Origin of the sequence: Rathayibacter sp. VKM Ac-2879 (assembly GCF_015351245.1) — a bacterium.
Lineage (GTDB): Bacteria > Actinomycetota > Actinomycetes > Actinomycetales > Microbacteriaceae > Rathayibacter.
The window spans coordinates 21,109-47,252 of sequence record NZ_JADKSO010000006.1; the positions used below are offsets into that span (position 1 = coordinate 21,109).

A 26,144-nucleotide genomic window follows, 5' to 3' on the forward strand; every position below is an offset into this window, starting at 1 on the left:
GGGCTCCTCCCCGCGTGCCTAGCGTCGAGGCATGGACACCGACACGAGCTACACGGCCATCCTCGACAGCGGGGAGGAGCAGGAGAGCATCCGTCTCGACCTCGTCGACGGATCCCCGCAGCGCACCGTCACCCGTGTCGCCGACATCGACGGCGAGGAGGTCGAGGTCGTCTGGGAGTTGGAACCCGACGACGAGGGCTTCCACGTCTATCGACCCGTCCGAGTCGAGGGTCGAGACGACGACAGCGGCGAGGTGTCCGACGACACCCTGACCGAGGGCAGCGGCGCGGACGCCTACGCGGGGGAGTGACGACCCGCGGCGTTCGCGCCACCGGGTGGAGCGTCGTAGTCGCAGAATCCGCGAGGCGCTCGCCGCGCGCGGGCGCGAACGAGCCCCTCCTCGGAGGCTCACGGGAGGGACCCCCTAGGGTATGAGGCATGAGCACGTCACCCGACGGCGCGCCCCCGCGCCAGGGTTCCTCCGCACCACGAGCAGCCGGCGCCGCACCGTCTCGGCGCTCCATCCGCCTCTCCGCCGAGGCCGGAGCCCGACGGGCCGCGGGCGCCGGAGGCTCGCGCCGCGCGGGCCGCAGCACCGTGGCGACGACGACGGCCGGTTCGCTGGGGCGCCGTCACGGCGCCGCACTCTCCTCGATCCTCCTCGGCCTGATCGTCATACCGATCTCGTTCTTCGCCTGGTACGCGATCATCTCGCTTGGCGCCTATCCGGGCCAGCAAGCGGTCAGCGACCTGATCCTCGCCGTCGTGTATACGGCGATCGTGCATGCGCTCCTCCTCGCCGGCGTCCTTCTCGGCGCCGGTTCGATCCGCGCTCGTCGCCGCTCGGGCCGGATTCCCGTCGCGGGGTGGATCGGTGTCGTCGTGAACCTGCTCGTCCTCGTCTACTGGGAGCTGCTGGTCTCGCCGTGGCTCGTCGAGCTCTGGAACCGCGCCGTCGGCTCCTGAGTCGCCCTGCACCAGTCGCCCTGCACTCTGGTAAGCTCGTCCGGTTGCCGTTCAACGGCCGCGGATCAAGAGAGCCCACGCATCAGGCGCCGGGCACCGCGCAACGAGAGAGAGGGGATCCATCTATGGCACTCGAAGCAGATGTCAAGAAGGCGATCATCGAAGAGTACGCGACCCACCCCGGTGACACCGGATCCCCCGAGGTCCAGGTAGCTGTCCTGACCCGTCGGATCAAGGACCTCACCGAGCACCTCAAGGAGCACAAGCACGACCACCACTCGCGTCGTGGTCTGCTCCTGCTCGTGGGCCAGCGTCGCCGGCTCCTCGGTTACCTCGCGGATGTGGACATCAGCCGCTACCGCGCGTTGATCGAGCGTCTCGGTCTCCGCCGCTAGTTCCTCACCGAACCGGCGCGGGGTCTCGATGACACCGCGAACATCGTGCAGAACGGGCCGTTCTCCTTCGGGAGGACGGCCCGTTCGTGCGTTCTCGGAGCGCCGCGGTCGTTCACGGCAGGGGTGCCGGGCGCTCGACGCCTCCCCACGAGAAGCCCCGCGACGACTCGAACCAGGCTGCGGCCGCAGCCTCGCGGGAGGTGTTCACCCCGGCGCGGCTCGGTTCCTCCAGCGCCTCGGTCAGCGTCGGCAAAGCGATACGCCAGGCGGCCGCGCTGCGTACCGCCTGCGCCCAGTCCCGGCCGCACACCGGATCCGCGGCGCCGGCGGTGAGCGCTCTGGGGGACGTCACGTCCCACCCGCTCCCCGATTCGGCCACGGCGACCGCGCAGGTCAGGGCGGCCGCGCGGAACACACGGTCGGGGCCGACGTCCGGGCCCAGCAGTTCGTCTTGCGCCGACACGATCGCCGTGAGGGCGAGCAGGATGCGCGTGGCCGCCGCGTCCGGCCGGGGGCGAATCGTCCCGTCGCCGGCCGACACCGAGGCCGACGAGCCCGGGGCGAGGAGCAACCCCGACGACGACTGCGAGGCGTGCAGGGCGAGCAGTCCCGTCACGCCGTCCGTGCCGTTGGTGACGCCGCGGACCGAGGCGTCGCCGAGGCTCCAGACGATCGGCGTGCGGTTGTGGATCGTCAGTCGACGGTGGTCGTCGTCGATGCAGGCGATCAGGTGCCCGGCGGGCACCCCGGCTCCGCCGTCAAGGGCCGAGGAGGCGGCAAGCAGCTCGCGGGACTCGTCGCAGTTCCGGGGCGCGACCGGCTCGGGGCCGTCGGAGGCGGCGGGCGCCTCGTGGACGGCCACCGCGGCGACGGCGACCCCGGAGGCGGTCACGCTCGCGAGCGCGACGGCGGCGAGGAGGAGCGCCACGCCACGCCTGCCCATCGCTGCCACCTCCCGCTCGGAGGCTAGTCCCGGGCGGCCCGGGCGGCCAACCGCTGGACGGATCGACTGCTGGGCCCTAGCCCGAGCGTTCCACGAGTAGCGCCGTGAGGGCCTGCACGGCCGCGGAGGGGCGTGGGGCCGTGCAGACGGAGAGCTCCCACTCCAGCCCGGGCCAGTCGAGCCCGATCGCGGTTACTCCCTCCAGCGCCTCGACGCCCGCCCGCGGCACGATCGCCGGGCCGAGACCGGACTGCACGAAGCGGGGGATGCCGGGGAGATCGGCGACTTCGGTGGCGACGCGCCTCCTGGCCCCGGCCGCGCGGAACGCGAGATCGACACTGAGCCGGTTGCCGAAGCCGGCGGGTGTGTCGACGAACGTCAGCCCGTCGAGGTCGTGCGGCGTCGGCGCCGCGTGCGCGGCGAGCGGGTGCCCGCTCTCGACGAGGAGGACGAAGTCGCTGCGCACGAGGCGGGTCACGGCCAGCTCGCGCAGGTGCGTCGCAGGCAGGGCCAGCAAGGCGACGTCGAGCAGCCCCCGGCGCAGGTCTTCCGCGAGACCGGTGGAGCCCGTGGTCGACGTACGCAGGAGCAGGTCGACCAGCGGATGACGGGTTCGGAAGAGCCCGAGGGCGCCGGGCAGATCGACGAGATCGAGGGCCGAGAAGGTGCCCACCCGCACGCGACCGCGCAAGCCGGCGGCGTCCTCGGCCGCGAGCGAGCGCATCCGGTCGAGGCTGTCGATCGCCGAGCGTGCGGAGGGGAGCAGGGCCTCGCCGACGGTGGTGAGGGCGACGCGGCGGGTCGAGCGGGCGAACAGCGGTGAGCCGAGTTCCTGCTCGAGGGCGCGGATGGTCGCCGAGAGGGTCGACTGCACCACGAACAGGCGTGTCGCGGCGCGAGTGAAGCTGAGTTCCTCGGCCACCGCGACGAAGGCGGCCAGCTGACGGTCGTCCATGTGTTGATTATCCATCCAAGACGATCAATTCCTCCGAGATCTTCCGTTGGACAGGGATGAACGGGCGGAGCACCCTGATGTCGTGACCCTCGCCGACCGCCTCCTCCCCGCCGCCCGCCGCCATGAGTTCTCGCACCGTCATGGCTTCTGGATCATCGCCGTCGCGTTCCTCGCCGTCATGGCGTTCTCGACCGTCCCGACCCCGCTCTACGCGATCTATCAGCAGCGCGACGGCTTTCCCGCCGTCATCGTGACCGTGGTGTTCGCCGCCTATGCGGTCGGAGTCGTCGCGAGCCTCTTCCTCGCTGGCCACGTCAGCGACTGGCTCGGCCGCCGCCGCATCCTGCTCGCGTCGATCGTGACCGAGGTGGTGGCCGCGGTGGTGTTCCTCCTCTGGCCCGAGGTTCCCGGGCTGATCGTCGCGCGCCTGCTCACGGGTCTCGGCGTCGGAGCGCTCACGGCGACCGCCACAGCCCACCTTTCTGAGCTGAGGGCGACCGCCCACCCACACGAGGGGCCGGGCACGGCCCGCGCCGTGTCCGCGCTCGTCAACATGGGAGGACTCGCCCTCGGTCCGCTTGTCGGCGGAATCCTCGCCGTGTCCGTGCGCGAGCCGCTGGTCGTCCCCGACGCGGTGTTCCTCGTGCTGCTGGTCGTGCTCGGGTTCGGCGTCGCCCTCGTCCCCGAGACCGTCGAACGCCGCGAGATCCTGCCCGTCTACCGCCTACAGCGCCTCGCCGTGCCCGCCGCCTCCCGCGGGGTGTTCCTGTCGGCCGCCGTGGCGGCCTTCTCCGGGTTCGCCGTCTTCGGCCTGTTCACTTCGCTCGCACCCACCTTCCTCGCGGGCCGCTTCGGCGAGACCTCCCCTCTGGTCGCCGGCGCCGTCTCGTTCGGCGTCTTCGCGGCCGGAGCCGTGGCTCAGCTCGTCTCGGCGCGGCTCGCCACCGTGCAGGCGCTGCGCTGGGCCGCCCTGGCGCTCACGGTCGGCCTGGTGCTGGTGGCCCTCGGTGCTCTGGTCGTCTCGTCGCCTGCCTTCATCGTCGGAGGAGTGCTCGCCGGGGCGGGCGTCGGGCTGCTCTTCCGCCTCGCCCTCGGAGTCGCGGGGGCACTCGCCACGGAGGAGACCCGCGGCGAAGTGCTCGCGGCGATGTTTCTGGCCGCCTACCTCGGCCTGGCCGTGCCGGTCTTGGCGATTGGGGCGGCGCTCGCGCTCGTGCCGGCCGTGCCGGTCCTCCTCGGCTTCGTCGCCGTGGTGCTGGCGCTCGTGCTGGCGGCCATCGCACGGATGCTCCGTTCGGTCTGATCGACGCGCGGATCGGTCCCTCCGCCCCACAATGGACGGATGAGGCTCTTCCCGTTCGGACGCCACGACGTGAACCCCCTGCCGCGCAACGATCGCGGCTCGGGCGCTCTCGATGACTACGACTACGAGCTGCGGCCCCGGGCGCGCCGAGGCGACACGCTGCTCGGCCTCGCCGACTCGCTTCCGCGCCAGGAGGAGCTCGCACGCGTCCTCGCACTCGCCGGCGAGGACGTCAGCGCGGTCGTCCCGCGCCGCACGCTCGAGGAGGAGCGTGTCGACGCGCCGATGCCCGTCCGGCTCTTCGCGAACCAGCGGCCCTCCGACGTCGTGGGCTTCGTGCCCCGCGGGCTCGAGAACGTCGTCGATGCCGCACTCGCGCGCCTGGCCGAGGCCGGCAAACCGGCGCGCATCCCGGCCCGCATCGCCACCACGAAGGGCGGCCTGCGCGTCACGCTGCTGATGCACGAGACGCGGGGGTGAGCCGGCGACGTTCGGTCGCGCGGTCCGGCAGGGCCCGTCCTCGGCGGCTGCCCGTCCTGGAGGATCCACACCCGGACTGATAGCATGAGCCGGTTCCGAACTCGAAAGCGACCGCCGGTCGCCCCCGGGTTCGAACCACGGAGCAGGCTGGCAGGAAGCTGGTCCTCGGTGGTGGAGTCCCGGATCACGGGTGCGGCGGCGTCGCATCGGAGGCAGACCCGGAGCCCTTCTACTGGTGGCCAGCACGAACGCCCTCCACACGACGGCACGGCGCGAAGCCCTGCCGTGGGATCGTCTCGGTTCCTGACCGGACAGCTGCTCCGACGAACGCCGGTGCCCAGAAGGGGTGCCGCTGCAGACGTTAAAGGAGACAGACCTCTTGGAAGGTCCTGAAATCACATTCGCCGAAGCCGTTCTCGACAACGGTTCGTACGGCACCCGCACCGTCCGCTTCGAGACCGGCCGCCTCGCGCAGCAGGCTCAGGGAGCCGTCGCCGCGTACCTCGACGAGGACACCATGCTCCTCTCGGCCACGTCGGCGTCGAAGAACCCGAAGGACAACTTCGACTTCTTCCCGCTGACCGTCGACGTCGAGGAGCGCTCGTACGCGGCAGGCAAGATCCCCGGCTCGTTCTTCCGCCGTGAGGGCCGTCCCTCCACCGAGGCGATCCTCGTCTGCCGTCTGATCGACCGGCCGCTGCGCCCCTCGTTCGTCGAGGGCCTGCGCAACGAGGTCCAGATCGTCATCACGGTCCTCAGCATCGCGCCGGACGAGTTCTACGACGCCCTCGCGATCAACGCCGCGAGCGCCTCCACCCAGATCTCTGGCCTGCCCTTCTCCGGTCCGATCGCCGGCGTGCGCCTCGCGCTCCTGTCCGACGGCTCGGGCAACGACCAGTGGGTCGCCTTCCCCAAGGCCTCGCAGCTCGAGAACGCCGTCTTCGACCTCACGGTCGCGGGCCGCGTCGTCACGAACGAGGACGGCTCCTCCGACGTCGCCATCATGATGGTCGAGGCCGAGGCCACCGAGTCCTCCTGGAACCTCATCAAGGCGGGTGCGACCAAGCCCAACGAGGACGTCGTCGCCGAGGGCCTCGAGGCCGCGAAGCCTTTCCTCCGTGCTCTCGTCGAGGCGCAGGCGAAGCTCGCGTCCTCCACCGCGAAGCCGGTCAAGGACTACCCGGTCTTCCTGCCCTACGCGCAGGAGACCTACGACAACGTCGCTGAGCTCAGCTACGACGAGCTCGTCCGCGTCTACCAGATCGCCGACAAGGTCGAGCGACAGGATGCCGACGACGCCCTCAAGGCGAAGGTCAAGGAGCAGATCGCCGAGCGCATCGCGTCCGGTCAGCTCTCGGCCGAGGCCTACAACCAGGTCGGAGCGGCATACAAGTCCGTCACGAAGGTGGTCGTCCGCGGCCGCATCCTCCGCGACGGCGTCCGCATCGACGGCCGCGGCCTGGCCGACATCCGTCCGCTCGACGCCGAGGTGCAGGTCATCCCGCGCGTTCACGGCTCGGCGATCTTCCAGCGCGGCGAGACCCAGATCCTGGGCGTCACCACGCTGAACATGCTCAAGATGGAGCAGCAGATCGACTCGTTGTCGCCCGTCACGAAAAAGCGCTACCTGCACCACTACAACTTCCCGCCCTACTCGACCGGTGAGACCGGCCGTGTCGGCTCGCCGAAGCGTCGCGAGATCGGGCACGGCTTCCTCGCCGAGCGCGCCCTCGTGCCGGTGCTGCCGAGCCGCGAGGAGTTCCCCTACGCCATCCGCCAGGTCTCCGAGGCTCTGAGCTCGAACGGCTCGACGTCGATGGGCTCGGTCTGCGCGTCGACCCTGTCGCTCCTCAACGCCGGAGTGCCACTGCGCGCGCCTGTCGCGGGCATCGCGATGGGTCTCGTGTCCGACGTCGTCGACGGTCAGACCCGCTATGCGGCGCTGACCGACATCCTGGGCGCGGAGGACGCGCTCGGCGACATGGACTTCAAGGTCGCCGGCACCTCCGAGTTCGTCACGGCCATCCAGCTCGACACGAAGCTCGACGGCATCCCGTCGTCCGTCCTCGATGCCGCGCTCAAGCAGGCCAAGGACGCCCGCACCACGATCCTCGCGGTGCTCACGGCGGCCATCGACCAGCCCGACGAGATGGCCCCGACCGCTCCCCGCGTGATCTCGGTGCAGATCCCCGTCGACAAGATCGGCGAGCTGATCGGCCCCAAGGGCAAGACGATCAACGCGATGCAGGACGAGACCGGCGCCGACATCTCCATCGAGGAGGACGGCACCGTCTACATCGGCGCCGTCGACGGACCGTCGGCCGAGGCTGCTCGCGCCCAGGTCAACGCCATCGCGAACCCGACCAACCCCGAGGTCGGCGAGCAGTTCCTCGGGACCGTCGTCAAGCTCGCGACCTTCGGCGCGTTCGTCTCGCTCCTGCCCGGTAAGGACGGACTGCTGCACATCAGCGAGGTCCGCAAGCTCGCCGGTGGCAAGCGCGTCGAGAACGTCGAGGACGTCCTCGGGGTCGGCCAGAAGCTCCTCGTGCAGATCACCAAGATCGACGACCGCGGCAAGCTGTCCCTCGCGCCCGTCGTGGCCGAGGAGGCCGCCGAGGCTCTCGTCGAGGTGCCTGCCGAGAGCTGATCCCTCCCGCACGACCCTGACGCCCGTCCCGCCTCCGGTGGGGCGGGCGTCCGTCGTCTCCCGAAGGACGCGTCTCGGCGCGACGATGGGGTACGGTGGCGAGACCGTGCCGCCGCACCGCCCCGACCGGAGGATTCCGTGACCGACCCGACGCCCCTGGCCCTCGAGCCGGAGACGCACCCCGAGCCCGTCCTCGCCCCCGCGGCACGGCTGCTCGGCTGCACGGGAGTTCCCGTGCACCCGCTCGCCCTCGACGGCTCGGTCTTCGGCTGGGCCGCGGGCATCGACGACACCACGGAGCTGCTCGACGCGTTCACGCGCCTCGGCGGCACTCTGATCTCGACGGCCGACCACTACGCGACCGGTCGCAGCGAGTACATGATCGGCCGCTGGTTCGAGGCCAGCGGGCGTCGTGAGGAGATGCTGCTGGCGACGAAGGTCGGCCGCCACCCCGACGCCTTCGGCCTCGCCCCCGAGGATGTGCGCGTCGCCATCGAGGGCAGCCTCGAACGTCTCGGCACCCGAATCGATCTGCTTTCCTTCGACAGCGAAGATCCCGAGATCCCGATCGCCGAGAGCCTGGCCGCAGCGGCCCCTTTCGTCGCCGACGGCTCGGTCCGCGCACTCGGCGCGGCACACTTCAGCGCCGCGGCGCTCGTCGAGGCGCAGGAGGCTGCCCTGTCGCTCGGGCTGCCCGGCTTCTCGGCCGTGGTCGCCGAGTACAACCTGATGGAGCGTAAGGACTATGAGGCGGAGGTGGCCCCGGAGGTGGTGCGCCAGGGCCTCGGGACCCTCGCGCGTCTGCCTCTTGCGAGCGGCTATCTGACGGGCAGCATGAGGCACCGCTCGGACGAGCCCGCGTCGGTCCTGTTCGAGGCGGGCCTGGACTACGTCGGTCGCCACGGTAACCGCGTGTTGGCGGCGCTCGACGAGATCGCGCAGGCACACGGCACCGAGCCGGGAGTCGTCGCCCTCGCGTGGGTGCTCTCGCATCAGGAGGTGTCGGCCGCGATCGTGCGCGCCCGCGACGCCGCCGAGCTCGAGACCCTGTTCGCGGCAGGCGCGCTGCCGCTCACCCGCAGCGAGATCGCCCAGCTCGACCGCGCCTCGGCCTGAGCGGCGCCGCGGGCTCGGCCGCCCTCGTCACCGGCGCAGGACGCGCGCCTCCCACGGCCCGAGGCTGCTCCCCGAGGCCCCGGGGACGTTGCCGAGCACGGTCTCGGCTCCGGCCCAGTCATCGAGCAGCGCCACCTCGAGCGGATCGCCTGAGACGTTGCCCACGACGAGCAGCTCGTCGGCGCCCGTGCGTGTGAAGGCGAAGAGGGTGGTGTGCTCCGGTTCGAGCAGGGCGAAGCGGCCCAGCTGCACCGTCTTGTCGTCGTGCCGCAGGGCGATGAGGGCCCGGTAGTACTCGAAGACCGAGCGCTCCGCCGCGCGGTCGGCGGCCACGTTGACGACGGAGGCGTTGGGGGTCACCGCGATCCACGGCTCGCCGGTCGTGAAGCCGGCCTCCGGGCCGTCGTCCCATTGCACGGGGGTGCGTGCATTGTCGCGGCTCTGCGCACGCAGACCGGCGAGCACGACCTCGGGATCCTCGCCCCGCTCGCCCACCGCCTCGGCGTAGTAGTTGAGCGATTCGACGTCGCGGAAGTCGTCGATCCCGGCGAAAGGCACATTGGTCATGCCGATCTCGTCGCCCTGATAGATGTATGGCGTGCCGCGCTGGAGGTGCAGAAGGGTCGCCCACAGCGTCGCCGACTCGTAGCGCCACGCGCCGTCGTCGCCGAAGCGGGAGACGAGGCGCGGCTGGTCATGATTGCCGAGGTAGAGGCTGTTCCAGCCCCGCTCGGCCAGGCCGTCCTGCCAGCGGGCGAGGTTCGCCTTGAGGGCGACGAGATCGAGTGGAACCGGATGGAACTTGTCGACGCCGTGGTCGAGGGCCACGTGCTCGAACTGGAAGACCATGTCGAGCTCGTGACGCTCGGGATCGGTGACGAGAATCGCCTCCTCGAGTGTGACGCCCGGCATCTCGCCGACCGTCAGGAACGAGCCCTCCCGGCCCGCGAACACGGCCTCGTTCATCTCGCGGAGGAACTCGTGCAGGCGCGGGCCGACACCCTCGACGATGCCCGCGCCGCCTCCCGCTCCGTCGATCTCGTCGAGGTTCTTCGAGATGAGGTTGATGACGTCCATCCGGAAGCCATCGACGCCGCGGTCGAGCCAGCGGTTCATCATCGCGTGCACGGCATGGCGGACCTCCGGGTTCTCCCAGTTGAGGTCGGGTTGCTGGACCGCGAACAGGTGGAGGAAGTACTCGTCGGTCGCGGGATCGAGCGTCCACGCGGGGCCCGAGAAGTAGGAACGCCAGCCGTTGGGCTCCGTCCCGTCGATGCCGGCCGAGGCCGCGGCCTCGAGCTCGCGCCCGGGCTCTGCCGACGCACGGCCGCGTCGCCACCAGTACCAGTCGCGTTTCGCGTCCTCCTGCGAGGAGCGGGACTGCACGAACCACGCGTGCTCGTCGCTCGTGTGGTTGACCACGAGGTCCATGAGGATCCGGATGCCACGCTCGTGGGCCTCGGCCACGAAGAGCTCGAACTCGGCGAGCGTGCCGAAGCGCGGATCGATGTCGTCGTAGTCGGAGATGTCGTAGCCGTTGTCGTGTTGCGGCGAGGGGTAGAGCGGGGAGAGCCAGATCACGTCGACCCCGAGGTCGGCGAGGTGGTCGAGCTTCGAGCGGATGCCGCCGAGGTCGCCAATGCCGTCGCCGTTCGAGTCGGCGAAGGAGCGAGGGTAGATCTGATAGACGACCGCGCTGGTCCACCACGGGGTCGAAGGGCTTGCGGCGTCCGGTTCCATGCCGCCGAATCTAGCGCCGACCACCGACATGACGCCGCGCGCGGTTCTCCGCCGTCGGGGTGTGTAACGATCCGGTTAACCGTCTCCGTCCCCTCCGAGTGGCGACCTCGGGCCTCGGTTACCCTCGCTGGAGGCGGGCGCCCTGGCCGCCGAGGAAGTGGGGTGGCGTGACGAGGGTCAGGTCCGGCGCGACCGAGGGCACCGCCCGCCACGGCGCGGTGAAGGACGACAGACGGCTCGGAACCATCCCTCCCGTCGACGCCTCCGCCGTCACGGCGATCGCGACGCTGCGACGCTCGCTCGGAGACACCGGAGCCGCTCTCTTCCCGCTCGTTCTCGATGCCGCCGTCGCGGGTCGTCGCGCGGAGCACGGGGGCCCCGGGCTGCTCGAGCGCTTCAGCGCGTGGGGCGGCAATGGCGTGCTCGTCACCGACACCGCGGGCTCCGAGGCGGGCGAGGAGGAGGTGGGGCGCTGGGTCGGCGGCCACCGCGACCGGTTCCTACTCGTCGGGCGTTTCGGCGCCTCCGTCGCCGCCGCGCCGAGCCCGCGCGCCCTCGTCGCCTCTGTCGAAGGCGCGTTGCGGCGACTGCGCACCGACCGCCTCGACGTTCTCGCGGTACGTCCCGATGGCGCGGGTCGGCTCGACGAGCTGCTCACGGCTGTCGACGTCCTGCTCTCGCGCGGGCTCGTGCGCGCCGTGGTCGCCTCCGGCTTCGCGGCCGAGGAGCTCTTCGAGGCACGCGTGCTCGCCGCCCACGGCCTCCCGCGCTTCGCCGCCGTCGAGGTCCGCTACAACGTGCTCGAGCGCGAGGAGGCGGAGGGAGACGTCGGCCTCGTCGCCGCGGCCCAGGGGCTCTCGCTGCTCTCGACCGTCCCGCTCGCGCACGGCTTCCTCCACGGCGCTGCCCGGTCGCGTCGTGAGCTGGCGCGCCTGCCCGAGGGCGCCCTCGCCTCCGCCCACCTCGGTCGACGGGGCCGGCGGATGCTCGCCGCGCTCGACGCGATCGGCGCCGAGCTCTCCGCCGCTCCCGCCGCGGTCGCCCTCGCGTGGCTGCTCGCGCGTCCGGGGATCGCCGCGGCCACCGTCGACCCGCGCTCCGCCTCCGACGTCGACGCGATGATGCGAGGCGTCTCGCTCTACCTGGACGAGGGGCACCTCGCCGCGCTGGAGCGGGCTCGCCGCTGACGCGCCTCCTCAGGGTCGAGCGCGAGGCGTGCCCTAGTGTGGGCACGGTGAACAACGGTGTGCCCCTGCCTCTCGACCGGCCCGAGACGACGGTTCGAGCCGCAGGAGGATCCCTCGTGCGGCGCTCCATCCTCTCCAGCGGCGTCCGCATCCTCAGTGAGGCGGTGCCGGGTGCGCGAAGCGCGACGATCGGCTTCTGGGTGGCCGCCGGCTCGCGCGACGAGCGGCCCGGCCGTCCTGCCGCCGAGGGGCGCCCGTCCGAACCCTCCAACTTCGGGTCCACGCACTTCCTCGAACACCTCCTCTTCAAGGGCACGCGTACGCGCTCGGCGCTCGACATCGCCGTCGCCTTCGACTCGGTCGGCGGCGAGCACAACGCGCTGACCGCCAAGGAGTACACCTGCTACTACGCCAAGGTGCAGGACCGCGACCTTCCGATGGCCATAGAGGTCATCGCCGACATGGTGACCTCGAGCCTCCTCGAGACGGACGAGTTCGAGACCGAGCGCGGAGTCATCCTCGAGGAGCTCGCGATGGCCGACGACGATCCGGCGGACGTCGCGAGCGAGCGGTTGTTCGAGGCCGTCCTGGGCGAGCACCCCCTGGGACGCCCGATCGGCGGCACCGCGGCGACCATCGCCGAGGCGACACGAGAGGCCGTGTGGGCGCACTACTGCGCCGCCTACCGTCCGCGCGATCTGGTCGTGACGGTCGCGGGAGCGGTCGACCACGACGCGCTCGTCGCGCTGCTCGAGCGCGTCCTCTCCTCCGGGGGCTGCGATCTCGACACCTCCGCGTCCCCGGTCGCGCGGCGGGTCGGAGGCGTCGCCGTCTTCGAGCGCGGTTCCGCCCTCTCGCTCGTGCAGCGGCCAACCGAGCAGGCCAACCTCTTGATCGGCTTCCCGGGCATCGCGGCCGGCGACGAGCGACGGCTCACGATGGGTGTGCTCAATTCGATCCTGGGAGGCGGCATGTCCTCGCGTCTCTTCCAGGAGGTGCGCGAGAAGCGCGGCCTCGCCTACTCCGTCTACTCCTTCGCTCCCTCCTACTCCGATGCCGGCATCTTCGGCCTCTCTGCGGCATGCACGCCGGCGAAGGCGGGCACCGTCGCCGAGCTGCTGCTCGCCGAGTTCCGCCGGCTCGCTGAGGACGGCGTGAGCGCGGAGGAGCTCGCCAGGGCACAGGGCCAGCTCTCCGGAGCGGCGGCCCTGGCGCTCGAGGATTCGGACACACGCATGTCTCGACTCGGCCGCGCCGAGCTGACCTTCGGCGAGTTCGTCGACCTCGACGAGAGCCTCCGACGACTCGCGCTCGTGACGACGGAGGACGTCCAGACTCTCGCGGCAGAATTGATCGGGGGGCCGGCATCGATCTCGGCCGTCGGGGCGGTCGACGAGTCGACCTTCGCGGCGGTGACCGAGGCGCACAGCGCTCCCGCGATCTGATCCCCGCCGCGTCCCGCGGCGACCCGATCCGTTCGACCGCTGATCACGCACCGTCGCGCCGTACCAGGGAGGACCCCGTGTCCCACTACATCTACCTCGTTCGTCACGGCGAGCAGCAAGACGCCGAGCACGGCATGCCCGACGGGCCGCTGTCGGCGCGCGGCGAACGGCAGGCTCGGCTGATCGCCGAGCGCCTCGGCGGAGTGCCCTTCACGGGAGCGTGGCACTCGCCCCTGCGCCGGGCGGAGGAGACGGCCGCGCGATTCCGCACCGTCCTGCCAGGACTCTCGATCGAGCCGTCCTCGCTCCTGTTCGACTGCATCCCCTCGGGCCCGACCCCCGACATGCCGCGGGCGTTCGAGCCGTTCTTCGGTAGCGTCACGCCCGCCGAGATCGACGCGGGCCATGCGCAGATGCAGGATGCCGTCGCCGAGTTCCTCGCTCCCTCCCGTGACGACCGGCACGACCTGCTGATCACGCACAACTTCGTGATCGGCTGGTTCGTCCGGCATGTCTTCGACGCGCCGGAGTGGCGGTGGCTCGGCCTCAACCAGGCGAACTGCGGACTCACCATCCTGCGCGTGCGCTCGCGCAAGCCTCCCGTGCTGGTCGTGCACAACGACCTCTCACACCTCCCCGTCGAACTGCGCACGGGGCTGCCCGAGGCGCAGCCGTACTGAGAGACCGGGATCCTCCACGGACCGAGTCGGTCGTGGACGAGCCAGCCCTGCACGTCCTCGCGGACGCCTCCCCGGCACGCCCGCGCCACGCGGGGGCGGGCCAGCGGGTTGTTACGCTGACCGGGTGACTACCTCCGTCGCCGTGGTCGGCGCGTCCGGCCGACTCGGCTCCTTCACCTGCTCGCTCATCGAGGCCTCGGAGGAGTTCGCGCTCGTCGCCCGGCTCGGCTCCCGGAGCGAGCTGAGCGAGCTGCTCGCCGCCGACGTCGTCGTCGACATGACGGTGCCCTCGGTCAGCCAGCAGATCGTCGACTTCGCGGTCGAGCATGGCAAGAAGGTGCTCGTCGGCACCTCCGGCTGGACGGGCGACCGCATCGCGGCCCTGCGCCGCACGGTGGCGGCGCAGCCGGAGGCGGGAGTCGTGATCGTCCCGAACTTCTCACTCGGCTCGGTGGTTGCGACGGCTCTCGCGACGGTCGCCGCACGCTTCTTCGATGCGATCGAGATCGTCGAGACGCACGGCGCCCGCAAGGTCGATTCGCCCTCCGGCACCGCCGTGCGCACGGCCGAGCTGCTGCTGCGCTCCCGGGCCGAGCTCGGCCCGGTGCAGGCGCCGCACACCGATCAGCGTGCGCGCGGTCAGCAGGTCGCGAGCGTCCCCGTGCACAGCCTCCGGCTGCCCGGGGTGGAGGCGCGCCAGGAGGTGGTCTTCGGCGGCACCGGCGAGACGGTCACCATCCGCCACGACACCTCCTCTCAGGCCTCCTACGAGCAGGGGATCCTCCGCGCGCTCGAGGCCGTCCGCGGCACGACCGGAGTGGTCGTCGGGCTGGACGCTCTCCTCGACCTGCGTGCTGCGTTCGACGCCGCTCCGCTCGCCGACCGTGCGGTCGAGGAGCCCGCGATCGCCGACGACCAGCCCTCCGGCCAGGCCGCCGCCGCGACGAGTCCCCGATGAGGACCAGGGTGGGCGTGGGGCTCATGGCGGTCCTGCTCGCGCTCTACCTCTTCGTCTGCCTGCAATACTCCGCCGTCGCCTTCGCCGCGGGGACCGTCCCCGGGATCGTGATGGGGCTGGGCCTGCTGATCCTCGGTGCGGTCGGTGTCTGGGGGCTCGTTCGCGAGTTGCTCTTCGGTGTCCGTGCCGAGCGACTGGCGCGCCGGCTCGAGGGGGAGGATGCGTTGCCTACGGAGGTGCTCGACGCGCGCGCGAGCGGCCGGCCCCTGCGCGAGGAGGCGGACGCGCTGTTCCCGCGATACGCCTCCGAGGTCGACGCCCACCCCGAGAGCTGGCGTGCCTGGTATCGGCTCGGTCTCGCCTACGACGCCAGCGGCGACCGCAAGCGGGCGCGCGCGGCGATCCGTCGTTCGATCGCGCTCGAACGGTCTGCCTGAGCGGTCAGGCGAGGACCCACCGCAGGGCCTCTGCCACCGTGCGGTGACGGAACACGAATCCGTCGTCGATCAGTCGCTGCGGCACGAGCCGCTGGCTCGAGAGCAGCAGTTCGTGGCCGGCGTCCCGCAGCAGGAGCTCGATCGCCTTCTCGGGCACGGGCAGCGCGAAGGGGCGGTGCAGCAGCTCCGCGAGCGTGCGCATCACCTCGTTCGCGGTCGCCGGCTGCGGGCCTGCGAGGTTGACCGGCCCGGCGATGCTCGACGTCAGCAGGTGCCGGATCGCTGCCGCCTCGTCGTACAGGCTGATCCACGGCCAGGACTGCCGGCCGCCGCCGAGCGGGCCGCTGAGGCCCAGTCGCGTGAGAGGCAGGAGCGGCTTGAGCGCGCCTCCGTTGCCGAGGACCAGGCCGGTACGGACGGTGACGACCCGAGTCGCCTCCGGAGCGAGGTGCGCCGTCTGCTCCCAGCGCTCGACGACGTCGGCGAGGAAGCCCTCGCCCCGAGGAGAGGCCTCGGTGAGCTCTTCTCCCGGCCGGTCGCCGTAATAGCCCACGGCGGAGGCGTTGACCAGGATCGAGGGCGGCGCGGACGCCATGCGCATCGCATCGGTGAGGGTCTGCGTGGCCTGCACGCGCGAATCGAGGATCTCGCGCTTGTACGAGGAGGTCCACGGGAGTCGGCTGATCGAGGCACCCGAGAGATTCACGACGGCATCGACGCGGTCGAGCACGCTGAAGTCGAGCATGTGCGAGGTCGGTGCCCAGTGGAACTCGTCCTTGCTGCCGGGGGAGTGGCGCACCAGGCGGAGGACCTCGTGGCCGTCGGAGCGGAGCTGGCGGCACAGCTCGGAGCCGATCATCCCGCTCGCGCCCGCGACCAGCACCCGCAGGCGCGGAGACTGCTCGGCGGTCCCGGCCTTCTCGTCGGGGAGCGCGTGCTGGCCCAGGGCACGGGCCGCGCGACGCGGGGACTCGCCGCTCGCGTCGGCTCCGTCGAGATCGGAGGGACGTGCGGTTGAGTCGCTCATGGTGCCTCCCGAGGCCCGTCGCGGTCCGCCCGCGAAGCGGACTCCAGCCTAGAGCCTCAGGCCCGGGAGCCGGTCGCGCGCCCCAGGAGGCCGGCGCGCGCGAGCACGAGGTAGAGCTCGCAGCCCAGGCACAGCCCGAACGCGGCGTTGAGGAACGCGGCCAAGAACGCGAGAGCCGCAGCGACGGGGACCGCCCCGGGGACCCCCGCGAGATGCAGGAGGACCCCCGCGCCCGTGACGATCAGGCCGATCAGCTGGGCGAACCGCGGCGGACGCGCGTCTTCCCACTCGCGGGGAGGGCCGAGCCGCGGTCGGATCGCCCGTCGGAACACCACGGCCCACGGCCCCGAGCCGATGCCGCGGACCGCCGACCAGGCGAACAGCAGGGCGATCGCGAGCAGGAGGAGGAAGCCGGGTTGGAGCACGCGCGCGGCGAGGCTGTTCCCTCCTCCGAGGAGCCCGAGACCGACGCTCGCGAGCAGCAGCACGGCGGTGAGGGAGGCGGCGAAGCGCGGCCCACGAGGGTCGACGGTTCCGGCAGGCGGGCGGAGGGTCATCGGATCTCCTGGAGTCGGTCGAGCTCCTCGGTGAGGACGGCCCGGGCGGGGGCTCCTGCGATGCGGCTGCGGGGCACGCCGCGGGCGTCGAGGACGAGGAGGGTCGGGGTCTGGCGGATGCGGAACCGCTCGGCCAGGTCGAGGCGGTGGGTGAGATCGACGTCGAGGTGCACGACTCCGGGACGCTCCTGCGCGACACCGGCGAGCATCCGGTGGACGGCCGGGCAGCGCGTGCAGAACGCCGTCGAGAACTGGAGGACGGTGGCGTCGGCGCCCAGGGTCGCGCCGTCCACGAGCTCGGCGGGGTCGATGCGTGCGGAGTCGTTCGAGGGGCGCGGGGCGACGCGCCCGGCCGCGCGGCGATGGAGCAGGCCGAGGAGGGTCCCGAGCGCGACGAGGGCGAGCAGCGCGCCGACGATCAGAAGCGGATCCATGCCGGGAAGGCTAGGCGAGTCCCGCGTGAGCCGCCCGTTCATGACTCCCCGCGACGTCCGCGAGGCTCCGACCGTGCTCTAGGGTCGAAGCCGTGACCGAGCAGAGCGCCCCCGACACCCAGATCACCTTCCGCTCCGACGTGGTCGTCGAGCTGGTCCGGGCGAGCGCCCACGACTCCGACGTGCTGTTCGCCGCCCGCGTCTCGACGCAGGGCGAGAAGACGCTCGTCGAGGCCCTCAACGGCGAGGAGTCAGACGCCGAACTGCAGCGCAAACGCGACCGGGGGCTCATCAACTACCTGATGCGCGATCGCCACGGCTCGCCCTTCGAGCACAACTCGATGACCTTCTACGTGCAGGCGCCGATCTTCGTGTTCCGCGAGTTCATGCGGCACCGTATCGCCTCCTACAACGAGGAGTCGGGTCGGTACCGCGAGCTGCGGCCCGTCTTCTACGTGCCCGGTCCCCAGCGCAACCTCGTGCAGATCGGCAAGCCCGGTGCCTACGACTACATCCCCGGCACGCCCGAGCAGACCGAGCTGGTCGCCGTCGAGACCCGCCGCGTCAGCACCGAGGCGTACGAGTCGTACCAGCGGATGCTCGGCGAGGGCGTCGCCCGCGAGGTCGCGCGCATCGTGCTGCCGCTCAACATCTACTCCTCGATGTACGTGACCCTGAACGCGCGCTCGCTGATGAACTTCCTGTCGCTGCGCACCAAGCGCGCCGACTCGACCTTCCCGTCCTTCCCGCAGCGCGAGATCGAGATGGCCGCCGAGCAGATGGAGCGCCACTTCGAGGAGCTCATGCCGCTGACGGCGGCCGCCTTCACGGCGAATGGGCGCGTCGCCCCGTAGCCGACCCGTCGACGCACTCGGGCCGGTCACACCGACCCGCTACCCTGTCAGCGTGTCAACTCCGGAGAATCCCTTCGGCCAGGTCCTGGTCGCCCTGGTCACCCCGTTCACCCCCGACGGCGAGGTCGACTGGCCCGGAGTCGAGAGGCACATCGACGACTGCATCGCGGCGGGAGCCGACGGCATCGTCGTGACCGGCACCACGGGCGAGACGAGCACCCTCACCGACCCCGAGAAGATCCGGCTCGTCGAGGTCGGCAAGGCCGTCGCCGCGGGCCGCGCCAAGATCATCACCGGAGGCGGCTCCAACGAGACCGCGCACGCCATGCAGCTCGCGCGCCAGAGCGAGAAAGCCGGCGCCGACGGCAACATGATCGTCACGCCCTACTACAACAAGCCCACTCAGGCGGGCATCCTCACGCACTTCCGGATGATCGCCGACGCGACCGATCTGCCGGTGATCCTGTACGACATCCCAGGACGCACCGGTGTCCCGATCCGCTACGAGACGATCCTCCGCGCGGCGAAGCACCCGAACATTCTCGCGGTCAAGGACGCCAAGGGCGACCTCTCCGAGGTCAGCCGAGTGCTCAACCAGACCGATCTCCTGTACTTCTGCGGCGACGACGCGAGCGTCCTGCCCGAGCTCGCGATCGGCGCCACCGGCCTGATCGGTGTGACGGCCAACATCGCGACCGCCCCGTACCGCACCATCGTCGACGCCGTGAACCGCGGCGACCTGCACACTGCGACCCGCGCACACCAGCAGCTCGAGCCGCTCGTGCGCGCCGTGATGACGCACGTGCCCGGCACCGTCGCAGCGAAATACATCCTGCACGGGCTCGGCCGCATCTCTTCGCCGCGCGTTCGCCTCCCGCTCGTCGGCCCCGAGGAGTCGGAGGCGGCGCTCATCGAGGACGAGCTCGGTCTCGTGCGCGACGTCGCCGGGGTCGACTTCCGCAACTTCCGACCCGACCGCAACGCGGCGGCGGGCGGCGCCCTGCCGAAGATCGCGGGCACGACGCGCTGACGCCGCCCGAGCGGCTCCGCCCGAGAGAAGAAGGAGGGCGCATGCCCGGTCCCGTCGTCACTCCGCCCGTGCTCGCCGCCGGGACGCTCCGGATCATCCCGCTCGGAGGGCTCGGGGAGATCGGCCGCAACATGACGGTCTTCGAGATCGACGGCAAGATCCTCGTCGTCGATTGCGGAGTTCTCTTCCCCGAGGAGAACCAGCCGGGGGTCGACCTGATCCTCCCCGACTTCGGCCCGATCAAGGACCGGCTCGACGACATCGTCGGAGTGGTGCTCACGCACGGGCACGAGGACCACATCGGAGCGGTGCCCTACCTGCTCCGCCTCAAGCGCGACATCCCCCTGATCGGCTCTACCCTGACGCTCGCCCTCGTCGAGGCCAAGCTCAAGGAGCACCGGATCACGCCTTACACGCTGGCCGTGAAGGAGGGTGACGTCGAGAACCTCGGCCCGTTCGAGCTCGAGTTCGTGGCGGTGAACCACTCGATCCCTGACGCTCTCGCCGTCGCGATCATCACGGACGCCGGCTCGGTGCTGCACACCGGCGACTTCAAAATGGACCAGCTGCCGCTCGACGGCCGCCTCACCGACCTGCGTGCCTTCGCCCGCCTCGGGGAGGAGGGGATCGACCTCTTCATGGTCGATTCCACCAACGCCGACGTGCCGGGATTCACGCCCCACGAGCGCGACATCGGCCCGGTCATCGAGAGCGTCATGGCGGAGGCGACGCGGCGCGTCATCGTCGCCAGCTTCTCCAGCCACGTGCACCGGGTGCAACAGGTGCTCGACGCGGCCCACGCGAACGGACGTCGCGTGGCGCTCCTGGGCCGGTCGATGGTCCGCAACATGGGCATCGCAGCCGACCTCGGCTACCTCACCGTGCCAGAGGGAGTGCTCATCGACGTGAAGAAGGCGGGGCTCCTCCCCGAGAACGAGATCGTGTACATGTCTACCGGATCGCAAGGCGAGCCGATGGCGGTCCTCAGCCGGATGGCGAACCTCGATCACCAGATCGAGCCGGGCGAGGGCGACACGGTCATCCTCGCGTCGAGCCTCATCCCCGGAAACGAGAACGCGGTGTACGGCGTCATCAACGGGCTCACGCGCCTCGGTGCCACAGTCGTCCACAAGGGGAACGCCAAGGTCCACGTCTCGGGCCACGCCGCCGCGGGCGAGCTCATCTACTGCTACAACATCGTCCAGCCGCGCGCCGTCATGCCGGTGCACGGCGAGTACCGGCACCTCGTGGCCAACGCGAGGCTCGCGCGCGACACGGGGATCCCGGAGGAGAACACGATCATCGCCGAAGACGGCACCGTCGTCGATCTGCTCGACGGTGTCGCCACGGTCGTGGGTCAGCTCGATCTCGGCTTCGTCTACGTCGACGGCTCCTCGGTCGGCGAGATCACCGACGCCGACCTCAAGGACCGCCGCATCCTCGGTGAAGAGGGCTTCATCTCGATCATCGTCGTCGTGGAGGCGGGGACGGGCCGCGTCGTGGTGGGCCCGGAGATCCACGCCAAGGGTTTCGCCGAGGATGACCGCGTCTTCGACGAGGTCAAGCCGCGCATCGCGAAGGCTCTCGAGGACGCGGTGCAGAGCGGGGTGACCGACCAGCACGCGCTCTCACAGGCCGTCCGTCGGGTCGTCGGGCGGTGGGTCAACACGAGTTATCGACGTCGCCCGATGATCGTTCCCCTCGTGATCGAGGCCTGAGCGCTCGTCGAGGGTCGGAGGGCGACGTCCCTCCCCAGCCCGAGGTCCGCGAGCGACTGTGGGGGCGAGCGGCGCGGGCAGGCCGCGATGACGGAGGTGCCGGGTACGGTGGCCTCATGGCGACGAGTACCAAGACGACCTCCCGCGGACGCGGCAGTGCCGCCTCACGCCCGAGTGCCCCACGCTCCGGACGCGGCTCGACGAAGGCGACAGTCGAGAAGGCGACGGTCGCGTTCGACTCGACTCCTCGCGCCAACCCCCTCGTCCGGCTCTGGATGCTCCTCGCACATCTGGCCGGAGGCGCGGCGCGCGCCCTCGGGCCGGAGCGTCTCGCGAAAGAGGAGCGTCGCGACGGCCTCCCTTTCCTCTTGTTCCTGCTCGCCCTCGCGGGAGCGGTCGTCGAGTGGTTCCTCGCCACCGATCCGGTGGCCCTGGTGCTCGACGCGTGGAGCTTCGGCGGACTGTTCGGTCGCGTCGCCTACGTGCTCCCGGTCGTTCTGCTGGTGTTCGCGCTCTGGCTCTTCCGCCACCCGAGCTCGGTCGACGACAACGGCCGCATCGGCGTCGGCCTCTCCTTCCTCCTGATCGCGTCAGCCGGGCTCTGCCACGCGCACTCCGGCATGCCTCAGCCGGGCGCGGGCATCGATCAGATGGCGGCAGCCGGAGGCGTCCTCGGCTGGCTCGTCGGCGCGCCGCTCGTGGCTCTTGCGAGGGTGCCGGGCGCCACCGTGGTCCTCGCGGCGGTCATCGTCCTCTCGCTCTTCATCATCACCAAGACGCCCCCGAACCGGGTCGGAGCACGGTTGAGAGAGCTCTACGGCTACCTCTTCGGCGCTCCCGTCCTCGACGACGAGGAGCGCGCCCGAGTCAAAGCAGAGAAGGCGGCCGCGAAAGCGGCGGCCAAGGAGGAGTCGGCCCGGGAGGAGGAAGAACAGGCCGATGGCGGTGAGCTGCCGTGGTGGCGCCGCACCCCATCCGGCCGAGAAGACGAGCCGACGATCCAGGCCGAGCCACTGCTCGACTCCTTCACCGAGGTCATCGAGGGATCGGTGCCCCAGCGGGGGCGCGCCACGGGTTTTGACACCGCGCTCGAGGAGCTCGACGAGCCCGTAGCCCCGCCGACCCGCTCGTACGCGACCGAGGTCCTCGCCGAGGCCCAGACGGCCGAGGCTGCTCTCGCCCGCGTCGATCGGGGCGGAACGCCTCGCGTCACGACGGGAGTCGTCGACGACGATGCGACCGAGGTGATTCGCCTCGACCGGCTCGACGTGGCGCCGGCCGTGCCCGTGCCGCCCGCGATCGAGACCGGCCCGATCACCCCTCAGCCCGCTTCCGCCGACGGCGCGGAGGAGTTCGACTCCTCCTTCGAGGACAGTGCGCCGTACCGCCTCCCGTCGGCCGCCACGCTCTCCACGGGTACGCCGTCGAAGGCACGGTCCGCCGCCAACGACGAGATGGTTCGCGCGATCACGGAGGTGTTGCAGCAGTTCAACGTCGACGCCACCGTGACCGGCTTCTCCCGCGGTCCGACCGTCACCCGCTACGAGATCGAACTCGGTCCGGGCGTGAAGGTCGAGCGGGTGACCGCGCTCAGCAAGAACCTCTCCTACGCGGTCGCGAGCAACGAGGTGCGCATCCTCTCGCCCATCCCCGGCAAGAGCGCGATCGGCGTCGAGATCCCCAACACCGACCGCGAGATCGTCTCGCTCGGAGACGTGCTGCGCTCTCCCGCGTCGACCACGTCCACACACCCGATGACCATCGGCGTCGGCAAGGACGTCGAAGGTGGCTACGTCGTCGCGAACCTCGCCAAGATGCCGCACCTCCTCGTCGCCGGTTCCACCGGCTCCGGCAAGTCGAGCTTCGTGAACTCGATGATCACGAGCCTGCTCATGCGCGCTCGCCCGCAAGACGTCCGCATGGTCCTGATCGACCCCAAGCGTGTCGAGCTGACGATCTACGGAGGCGTGCCGCACCTGATCACGCCCATCATCACGAATCCCAAGAAGGCCGCCGAGGCCTTGCAGTGGGTCGTGAAAGAGATGGACATGCGCTATGACGACCTCGCGTCGTTCGGCTTTCGCCACATCGACGACTTCAACGCCGCGGTCCGCGGCGACGAGATCAAGCTGCCCTCCGGCAGCAACCGCGTCCTCAAGCCTTACCCCTACCTCCTGGTCGTCGTCGACGAGCTCGCCGACCTGATGATGGTCGCCCCGCGCGACGTCGAGGACTCCATCGTGCGCATCACGCAGCTCGCGCGCGCCTCCGGCATCCACCTCGTCCTCGCGACGCAGCGGCCGAGCGTGGACGTCGTGACGGGCCTGATCAAGGCGAACGTTCCGAGCCGTCTGGCCTTCGCCGTCACGAGCGTCACCGACTCCCGGGTCATCCTCGACCAGCCGGGAGCCGACAAGCTCATCGGGCAGGGCGACGGCCTCTTCCTCCCCATGGGCACCAACAAGCCCATGCGCGTGCAGGGTGCTTGGGTCCGCGAGGACGAGATCGCGAGGGTGGTCGAGCACGTCACCCGTCAAGCGCAACCGGACTACCGACAGGACATCACCGTCCAGGCCCAGCGCAAGGAGGTCGACTCCGACATCGGCGACGATCTCGAGCTGCTCATCGCCGCCGCCGAGCTCGTGGTCAGCACGCAGTTCGGCTCCACGTCGATGCTCCAGCGCAAACTGCGCGTCGGCTTCGCGAAGGCCGGTCGTCTGATGGACCTGCTCGAGTCCCGCGAAGTCGTCGGACCCTCCGAAGGATCGAAAGCCCGGGACGTCCTCGTCACCGCGGAGCAGCTTCCGAGCGTCCTCGCCCGTATGCGCGGAGACGAGCCGAGCGGCCACGCGACATCACCGTCCGCGGTCTCTTCCGATGCCTACGCCGATCCGCTCGCCGAACCCTCCGGGCCCGTCGCGACCGACTATCACGACGACGACGGAGGCGAGGGCGAGGACGCCTGGTCGCTGACCGGCCGCGACTGAGCACCTCCACCTCGACCACGAACGGCAGCAGCATGAGCACCTCCTCGGCATCGTCCTCCGCACGGTCCGGCAACTGGAACCTTCCCAACGCCATCACCGTGGTCAGGATCCTGCTCGCGCCACTCTTCTTCTGGCTGCTCCTCGCCGACGGCGGCGCCGACGGCGGTCTGCGGATCGCGGCGGCGCTGCTGTTCATCGCGGCCATCGCGACCGACGGCATCGACGGCCACATCGCCCGCAGCCGTGGGCTCGTGACCGACCTCGGCAAACTCCTCGACCCCATCGCCGACAAGGTGCTCACGGGTGCCGCGCTCGTCGGCCTCTCTATCCTCGGTGAGCTTCCGTGGTGGGTGACCATCGTGATCCTCGTCAGAGAGGTCGGCATCACCGTGTTCCGGATGGCGGTGCTCTCTGACCGCGTCATCCCTGCGTCCCGCGGCGGCAAGCTCAAGACCATCGTGCAGTCGATCGCGATCTCGCTCGCGCTCCTGCCGCTCTGGGCCGTGCTTGGCGAGTGGGTGCACTGGGTCAACGGCATCACGATGAGCGCCGCGCTCGTGCTCACGGTCGTCACGGGCGTCGACTACCTCGCCGATGCCGCCCGCCAGAGCCGAGCGGCGCGCGCGACGCGATGAGCGCCGCCGAACTGCTCGGAGAGCTCGGGAAGAGGGGTGCCGGGCTTGCCGTCGCCGAATCCCTGACCGGTGGCGCTCTGAGCTCGGCCGTGGTCGAGGTGCCTGGAGCGTCCGCTGTCTACCGCGGCGGTGTCGTCAGCTATGCCACCGAGCTCAAGCACCGCCTCCTCGGAGTCGACTCCGAACTGCTCGCCGCAGAAGGCCCGGTCCATCCGGTCGTGGCCACGCAGATGGCGCGCGGAGTCGCCTCCCGACTCGCCAGAGGCAGCGAGCCGACGATGGGACTGGCGACGACAGGGGTCGCAGGGCCGGAACCACAGGGTGATGCGCCGGTCGGCACGGTCTTCGTCGCGGCGGTTCTCGGCGAGGGCGAGCTGGTGCGCGGGTTCCGCTTCGAGGGTGGCCGGGCCGAGATTCGCGCTGCGGCCGTGCGGGAGGCGATCTCGCTCGGGCGGGAGCTCCTCGTCCACCTGTCCTGACGGTCTTCCCGCGAGTTTCCGCGTCTGCGAGGAATGTCCTGTGTTCCGACCCTGTTACATCTGGCGTCGCTCACACGCAAAGCCCAGTCATCCGGTATTAGAGTCGACGCAATACGGACCGGGTAGTGAACAGCTATCCGGTTCTCTCGTCCCACCCCCTCGATCATCTGCCGCGGCAGTGTTCCCGGCCAGGTGCGCGACAAGCGGTTGACGTGGAGAAGGAGGGTCCAGTGGTTCTAGTTCGTCAAGAGATCGGCGATGTCCTCAGGGACTTTCGCCTGCAGAAGGGTCGTACGCTCCGTCAGGTGGCGAGCAAGGCGAGCGTCGCGCTCGGCTACCTGAGCGAGGTCGAACGCGGTCAGAAGGAGGCCTCCTCGGAGATCCTCGCTTCGGTTGCTGACGCCCTCGACACTCCCATCTCGGTCATCATGCGCGAAGTCGGCGATCGTCTCGCCGTCATCGAGGGCATCGACACCATCCCCGACACCATTCCCGCCGACATGGTCGCCGGTTTCGACGCGGATCTCGTCGCGCGCTAGGCGGTCCGCTCCTCCCACCCTCATTCCACGCGAAGGGCGTCCTGACTCCGGTCGGGGCGCCCTTCGGCGTGGGGCGTCGTGGTTGCCGTTATCCCGGAGTCGGAAGGGCGTGGAGCGGTTAGCGTGGACGCATGCGCCTGAGTGAGTTCCAGCGACTGGTCGACGAGGAGTTCGGGGGAGCATACGCACGCGTGCTCGTCTCGGACCTGGTGCTGACCGAACTCGACGGCCGGACGGCGGAGCAGTCGCTCCGCGACGGAGCGGAGCCTCGGGAGGTCTGGCTCGCGCTGTGTCGGGCCAACGATGTGCCGGAGGCGCGGTGGCACGGAACCGATCCGCGGAAGCGTCGCGGCTGAGGGTCTACGTGCACCTCGACCCGAAGTCGTGTTCGACATGCCGAGCGTGTCGTTCTCGAATCCGTGTTCGAAGGGGCGTATGCTCCTCCCCAGAAGCAGGATCGGCTCTGTCTCCACAGAGTCGCTGTCGCTCGATCCCGATGTCGGTGGTCGGGCGTACCGTCGAAGACACCTGAACGGCCTGCTTCACCGCCTTGTCGCAGCCGGGCGGCGCTGTCCTTCAGACAGCCGCCGTCATGTCGCGACAGCCTGTGGGCGACACCACCACGAACACGA

Annotated in this window: 26 protein-coding genes; 20 read left to right on the plus strand and 6 right to left on the minus strand. The window is 70.6% G+C overall.

Annotation, left to right across the window (positions count from 1 at the left end; translation table 11 throughout):
- The first annotated feature begins 31 nt into the window (after positions 1–31).
- The 3 genes from ITJ45_RS13540 to rpsO all read left to right on the plus strand — a co-directional run bounded on the left by ITJ45_RS13540 (position 32) and on the right by rpsO (position 1,361).
- Entirely contained in the window at positions 32–310 is a 279-nt protein-coding gene (locus ITJ45_RS13540; RefSeq protein WP_194610980.1) for a hypothetical protein, read from the plus strand.
- A 128-nt stretch (positions 311–438) separates the two neighbouring features.
- The gene (locus ITJ45_RS13545; protein ID WP_194610978.1) at positions 439–966 is read left to right on the plus strand and encodes a hypothetical protein; all 528 of its coding nucleotides are present in this window, start codon (positions 439–441) and stop codon (positions 964–966) included.
- A 125-nt stretch (positions 967–1,091) separates the two neighbouring features.
- Entirely contained in the window at positions 1,092–1,361 is a 270-nt protein-coding gene (rpsO, locus tag ITJ45_RS13550) for a 30S ribosomal protein S15 (protein ID WP_194610976.1), read from the plus strand.
- A 112-nt stretch (positions 1,362–1,473) separates the two neighbouring features.
- Here the strand turns inward: rpsO and ITJ45_RS13555 are convergent, their stop codons facing one another.
- Together ITJ45_RS13555 and ITJ45_RS13560 are read right to left on the minus strand one after the other, a co-directional pair.
- Positions 1,474–2,304, minus strand: a complete 831-nt coding sequence (locus tag ITJ45_RS13555; RefSeq protein WP_194610974.1) for a hypothetical protein — start codon at positions 2,302–2,304, stop codon at positions 1,474–1,476.
- Between the two features lie 76 nt (positions 2,305–2,380).
- Positions 2,381–3,259, minus strand: a complete 879-nt coding sequence (locus ITJ45_RS13560; protein WP_194610972.1) for a LysR family transcriptional regulator — start codon at positions 3,257–3,259, stop codon at positions 2,381–2,383.
- Positions 3,260–3,341: 82 nt separating this feature from the next.
- On the opposite strand from ITJ45_RS13560, the gene ITJ45_RS13565 reads away from it, so the two are divergent.
- The 4 genes from ITJ45_RS13565 (at position 3,342) to ITJ45_RS13580 (ending at position 8,805) form a co-directional block, all read left to right on the plus strand.
- Positions 3,342–4,562, plus strand: a complete 1,221-nt coding sequence (locus ITJ45_RS13565) for an MFS transporter (protein WP_323743058.1) — start codon at positions 3,342–3,344, stop codon at positions 4,560–4,562.
- A 39-nt stretch (positions 4,563–4,601) separates the two neighbouring features.
- Positions 4,602–5,042: a hypothetical protein gene (locus ITJ45_RS13570; protein WP_194610970.1), complete on the plus strand. Its 441-nt coding sequence runs from the start codon at positions 4,602–4,604 to the stop codon at positions 5,040–5,042.
- A 379-nt stretch (positions 5,043–5,421) separates the two neighbouring features.
- The gene (locus ITJ45_RS13575) at positions 5,422–7,689 is read left to right on the plus strand and encodes a polyribonucleotide nucleotidyltransferase (protein ID WP_194610967.1); all 2,268 of its coding nucleotides are present in this window, start codon (positions 5,422–5,424) and stop codon (positions 7,687–7,689) included.
- A 138-nt stretch (positions 7,690–7,827) separates the two neighbouring features.
- A complete protein-coding gene (locus ITJ45_RS13580; RefSeq protein ID WP_194610965.1) occupies positions 7,828–8,805 on the plus strand; it encodes an aldo/keto reductase in 978 nt (325 codons plus the stop codon).
- Between the two features lie 27 nt (positions 8,806–8,832).
- Here the strand turns inward: ITJ45_RS13580 and ITJ45_RS13585 are convergent, their stop codons facing one another.
- Entirely contained in the window at positions 8,833–10,545 is a 1,713-nt protein-coding gene (locus ITJ45_RS13585; RefSeq protein ID WP_194610963.1) for a glycoside hydrolase family 13 protein, read from the minus strand.
- A 167-nt stretch (positions 10,546–10,712) separates the two neighbouring features.
- Here ITJ45_RS13585 and ITJ45_RS13590 point away from each other — a divergent pair, with 167 nt between their 5' ends.
- The 5 genes from ITJ45_RS13590 to ITJ45_RS13610 all read left to right on the plus strand — a co-directional run bounded on the left by ITJ45_RS13590 (position 10,713) and on the right by ITJ45_RS13610 (position 15,252).
- A complete protein-coding gene (locus tag ITJ45_RS13590) occupies positions 10,713–11,732 on the plus strand; it encodes an aldo/keto reductase (RefSeq protein ID WP_194610961.1) in 1,020 nt (339 codons plus the stop codon).
- Positions 11,733–11,779: 47 nt separating this feature from the next.
- The gene (locus ITJ45_RS13595; protein WP_194610959.1) at positions 11,780–13,177 is read left to right on the plus strand and encodes a M16 family metallopeptidase; all 1,398 of its coding nucleotides are present in this window, start codon (positions 11,780–11,782) and stop codon (positions 13,175–13,177) included.
- Positions 13,178–13,254: 77 nt separating this feature from the next.
- Positions 13,255–13,857: a histidine phosphatase family protein gene (locus ITJ45_RS13600; RefSeq protein ID WP_194610957.1), complete on the plus strand. Its 603-nt coding sequence runs from the start codon at positions 13,255–13,257 to the stop codon at positions 13,855–13,857.
- 124 nt (positions 13,858–13,981) lie between these two features.
- Positions 13,982–14,815, plus strand: a complete 834-nt coding sequence (dapB, locus tag ITJ45_RS13605; RefSeq protein WP_194610955.1) for a 4-hydroxy-tetrahydrodipicolinate reductase — start codon at positions 13,982–13,984, stop codon at positions 14,813–14,815.
- Positions 14,812–15,252 carry a hypothetical protein gene (locus ITJ45_RS13610; protein ID WP_194610953.1) on the plus strand — a complete coding sequence of 147 codons (441 nt, stop codon included), beginning with the start codon at positions 14,812–14,814 and terminating at the stop codon, positions 15,250–15,252. Before dapB ends, ITJ45_RS13610 begins: the two co-directional genes overlap by 4 nt.
- Positions 15,253–15,256: 4 nt before the next feature.
- On the opposite strand, the gene ITJ45_RS13615 is transcribed toward ITJ45_RS13610, so the two are convergent.
- From ITJ45_RS13615 to ITJ45_RS13625, 3 genes are read right to left on the minus strand one after another with little or no spacing between them, the layout of a single operon-like run.
- Positions 15,257–16,279 (minus strand): TIGR01777 family oxidoreductase, encoded by a 1,023-nt coding sequence (locus ITJ45_RS13615; RefSeq protein WP_194610951.1) that lies wholly within the window; start codon positions 16,277–16,279, stop codon positions 15,257–15,259.
- A 56-nt stretch (positions 16,280–16,335) separates the two neighbouring features.
- A complete protein-coding gene (locus ITJ45_RS13620; RefSeq protein ID WP_194610949.1) occupies positions 16,336–16,836 on the minus strand; it encodes a DUF4395 domain-containing protein in 501 nt (166 codons plus the stop codon).
- The gene (locus ITJ45_RS13625) at positions 16,833–17,270 is read right to left on the minus strand and encodes a thioredoxin family protein (RefSeq protein ID WP_194610947.1); all 438 of its coding nucleotides are present in this window, start codon (positions 17,268–17,270) and stop codon (positions 16,833–16,835) included. Before ITJ45_RS13625 ends, ITJ45_RS13620 begins: the two co-directional genes overlap by 4 nt.
- Positions 17,271–17,362: 92 nt before the next feature.
- Here ITJ45_RS13625 and thyX point away from each other — a divergent pair, with 92 nt between their 5' ends.
- The 8 genes from thyX to ITJ45_RS13665 all read left to right on the plus strand — a co-directional run bounded on the left by thyX (position 17,363) and on the right by ITJ45_RS13665 (position 25,868).
- A complete protein-coding gene (gene thyX, locus ITJ45_RS13630; RefSeq protein WP_194610945.1) occupies positions 17,363–18,124 on the plus strand; it encodes an FAD-dependent thymidylate synthase in 762 nt (253 codons plus the stop codon).
- A gap of 52 nt (positions 18,125–18,176) precedes the next feature.
- Complete coding sequence (gene dapA / locus ITJ45_RS13635; protein WP_194610943.1) at positions 18,177–19,154, plus strand: 4-hydroxy-tetrahydrodipicolinate synthase; 978 nt, start codon at positions 18,177–18,179, stop codon at positions 19,152–19,154.
- A gap of 41 nt (positions 19,155–19,195) precedes the next feature.
- On the plus strand, positions 19,196–20,872 hold the full coding sequence (locus tag ITJ45_RS13640) for a ribonuclease J (RefSeq protein WP_194610941.1): 1,677 nt from the start codon (positions 19,196–19,198) through the stop codon (positions 20,870–20,872).
- A gap of 116 nt (positions 20,873–20,988) precedes the next feature.
- The gene (locus ITJ45_RS13645; RefSeq protein WP_194610939.1) at positions 20,989–23,859 is read left to right on the plus strand and encodes an FtsK/SpoIIIE family DNA translocase; all 2,871 of its coding nucleotides are present in this window, start codon (positions 20,989–20,991) and stop codon (positions 23,857–23,859) included.
- Positions 23,860–23,891: 32 nt separating this feature from the next.
- Positions 23,892–24,494, plus strand: coding sequence for a CDP-diacylglycerol--glycerol-3-phosphate 3-phosphatidyltransferase (pgsA, locus tag ITJ45_RS13650; protein ID WP_194610937.1), 603 nt, complete (start codon positions 23,892–23,894; stop codon positions 24,492–24,494).
- Complete coding sequence (locus tag ITJ45_RS13655; protein ID WP_194610935.1) at positions 24,491–24,973, plus strand: CinA family protein; 483 nt, start codon at positions 24,491–24,493, stop codon at positions 24,971–24,973. Before pgsA ends, ITJ45_RS13655 begins: the two co-directional genes overlap by 4 nt.
- Before the next feature lie 230 nt (positions 24,974–25,203).
- Positions 25,204–25,512 carry a helix-turn-helix domain-containing protein gene (locus ITJ45_RS13660; protein ID WP_173173004.1) on the plus strand — a complete coding sequence of 103 codons (309 nt, stop codon included), beginning with the start codon at positions 25,204–25,206 and terminating at the stop codon, positions 25,510–25,512.
- 131 nt (positions 25,513–25,643) lie between these two features.
- Positions 25,644–25,868 (plus strand): DUF3046 domain-containing protein, encoded by a 225-nt coding sequence (locus ITJ45_RS13665; protein ID WP_194610933.1) that lies wholly within the window; start codon positions 25,644–25,646, stop codon positions 25,866–25,868.
- Positions 25,869–26,144: the final 276 nt, after the last annotated feature.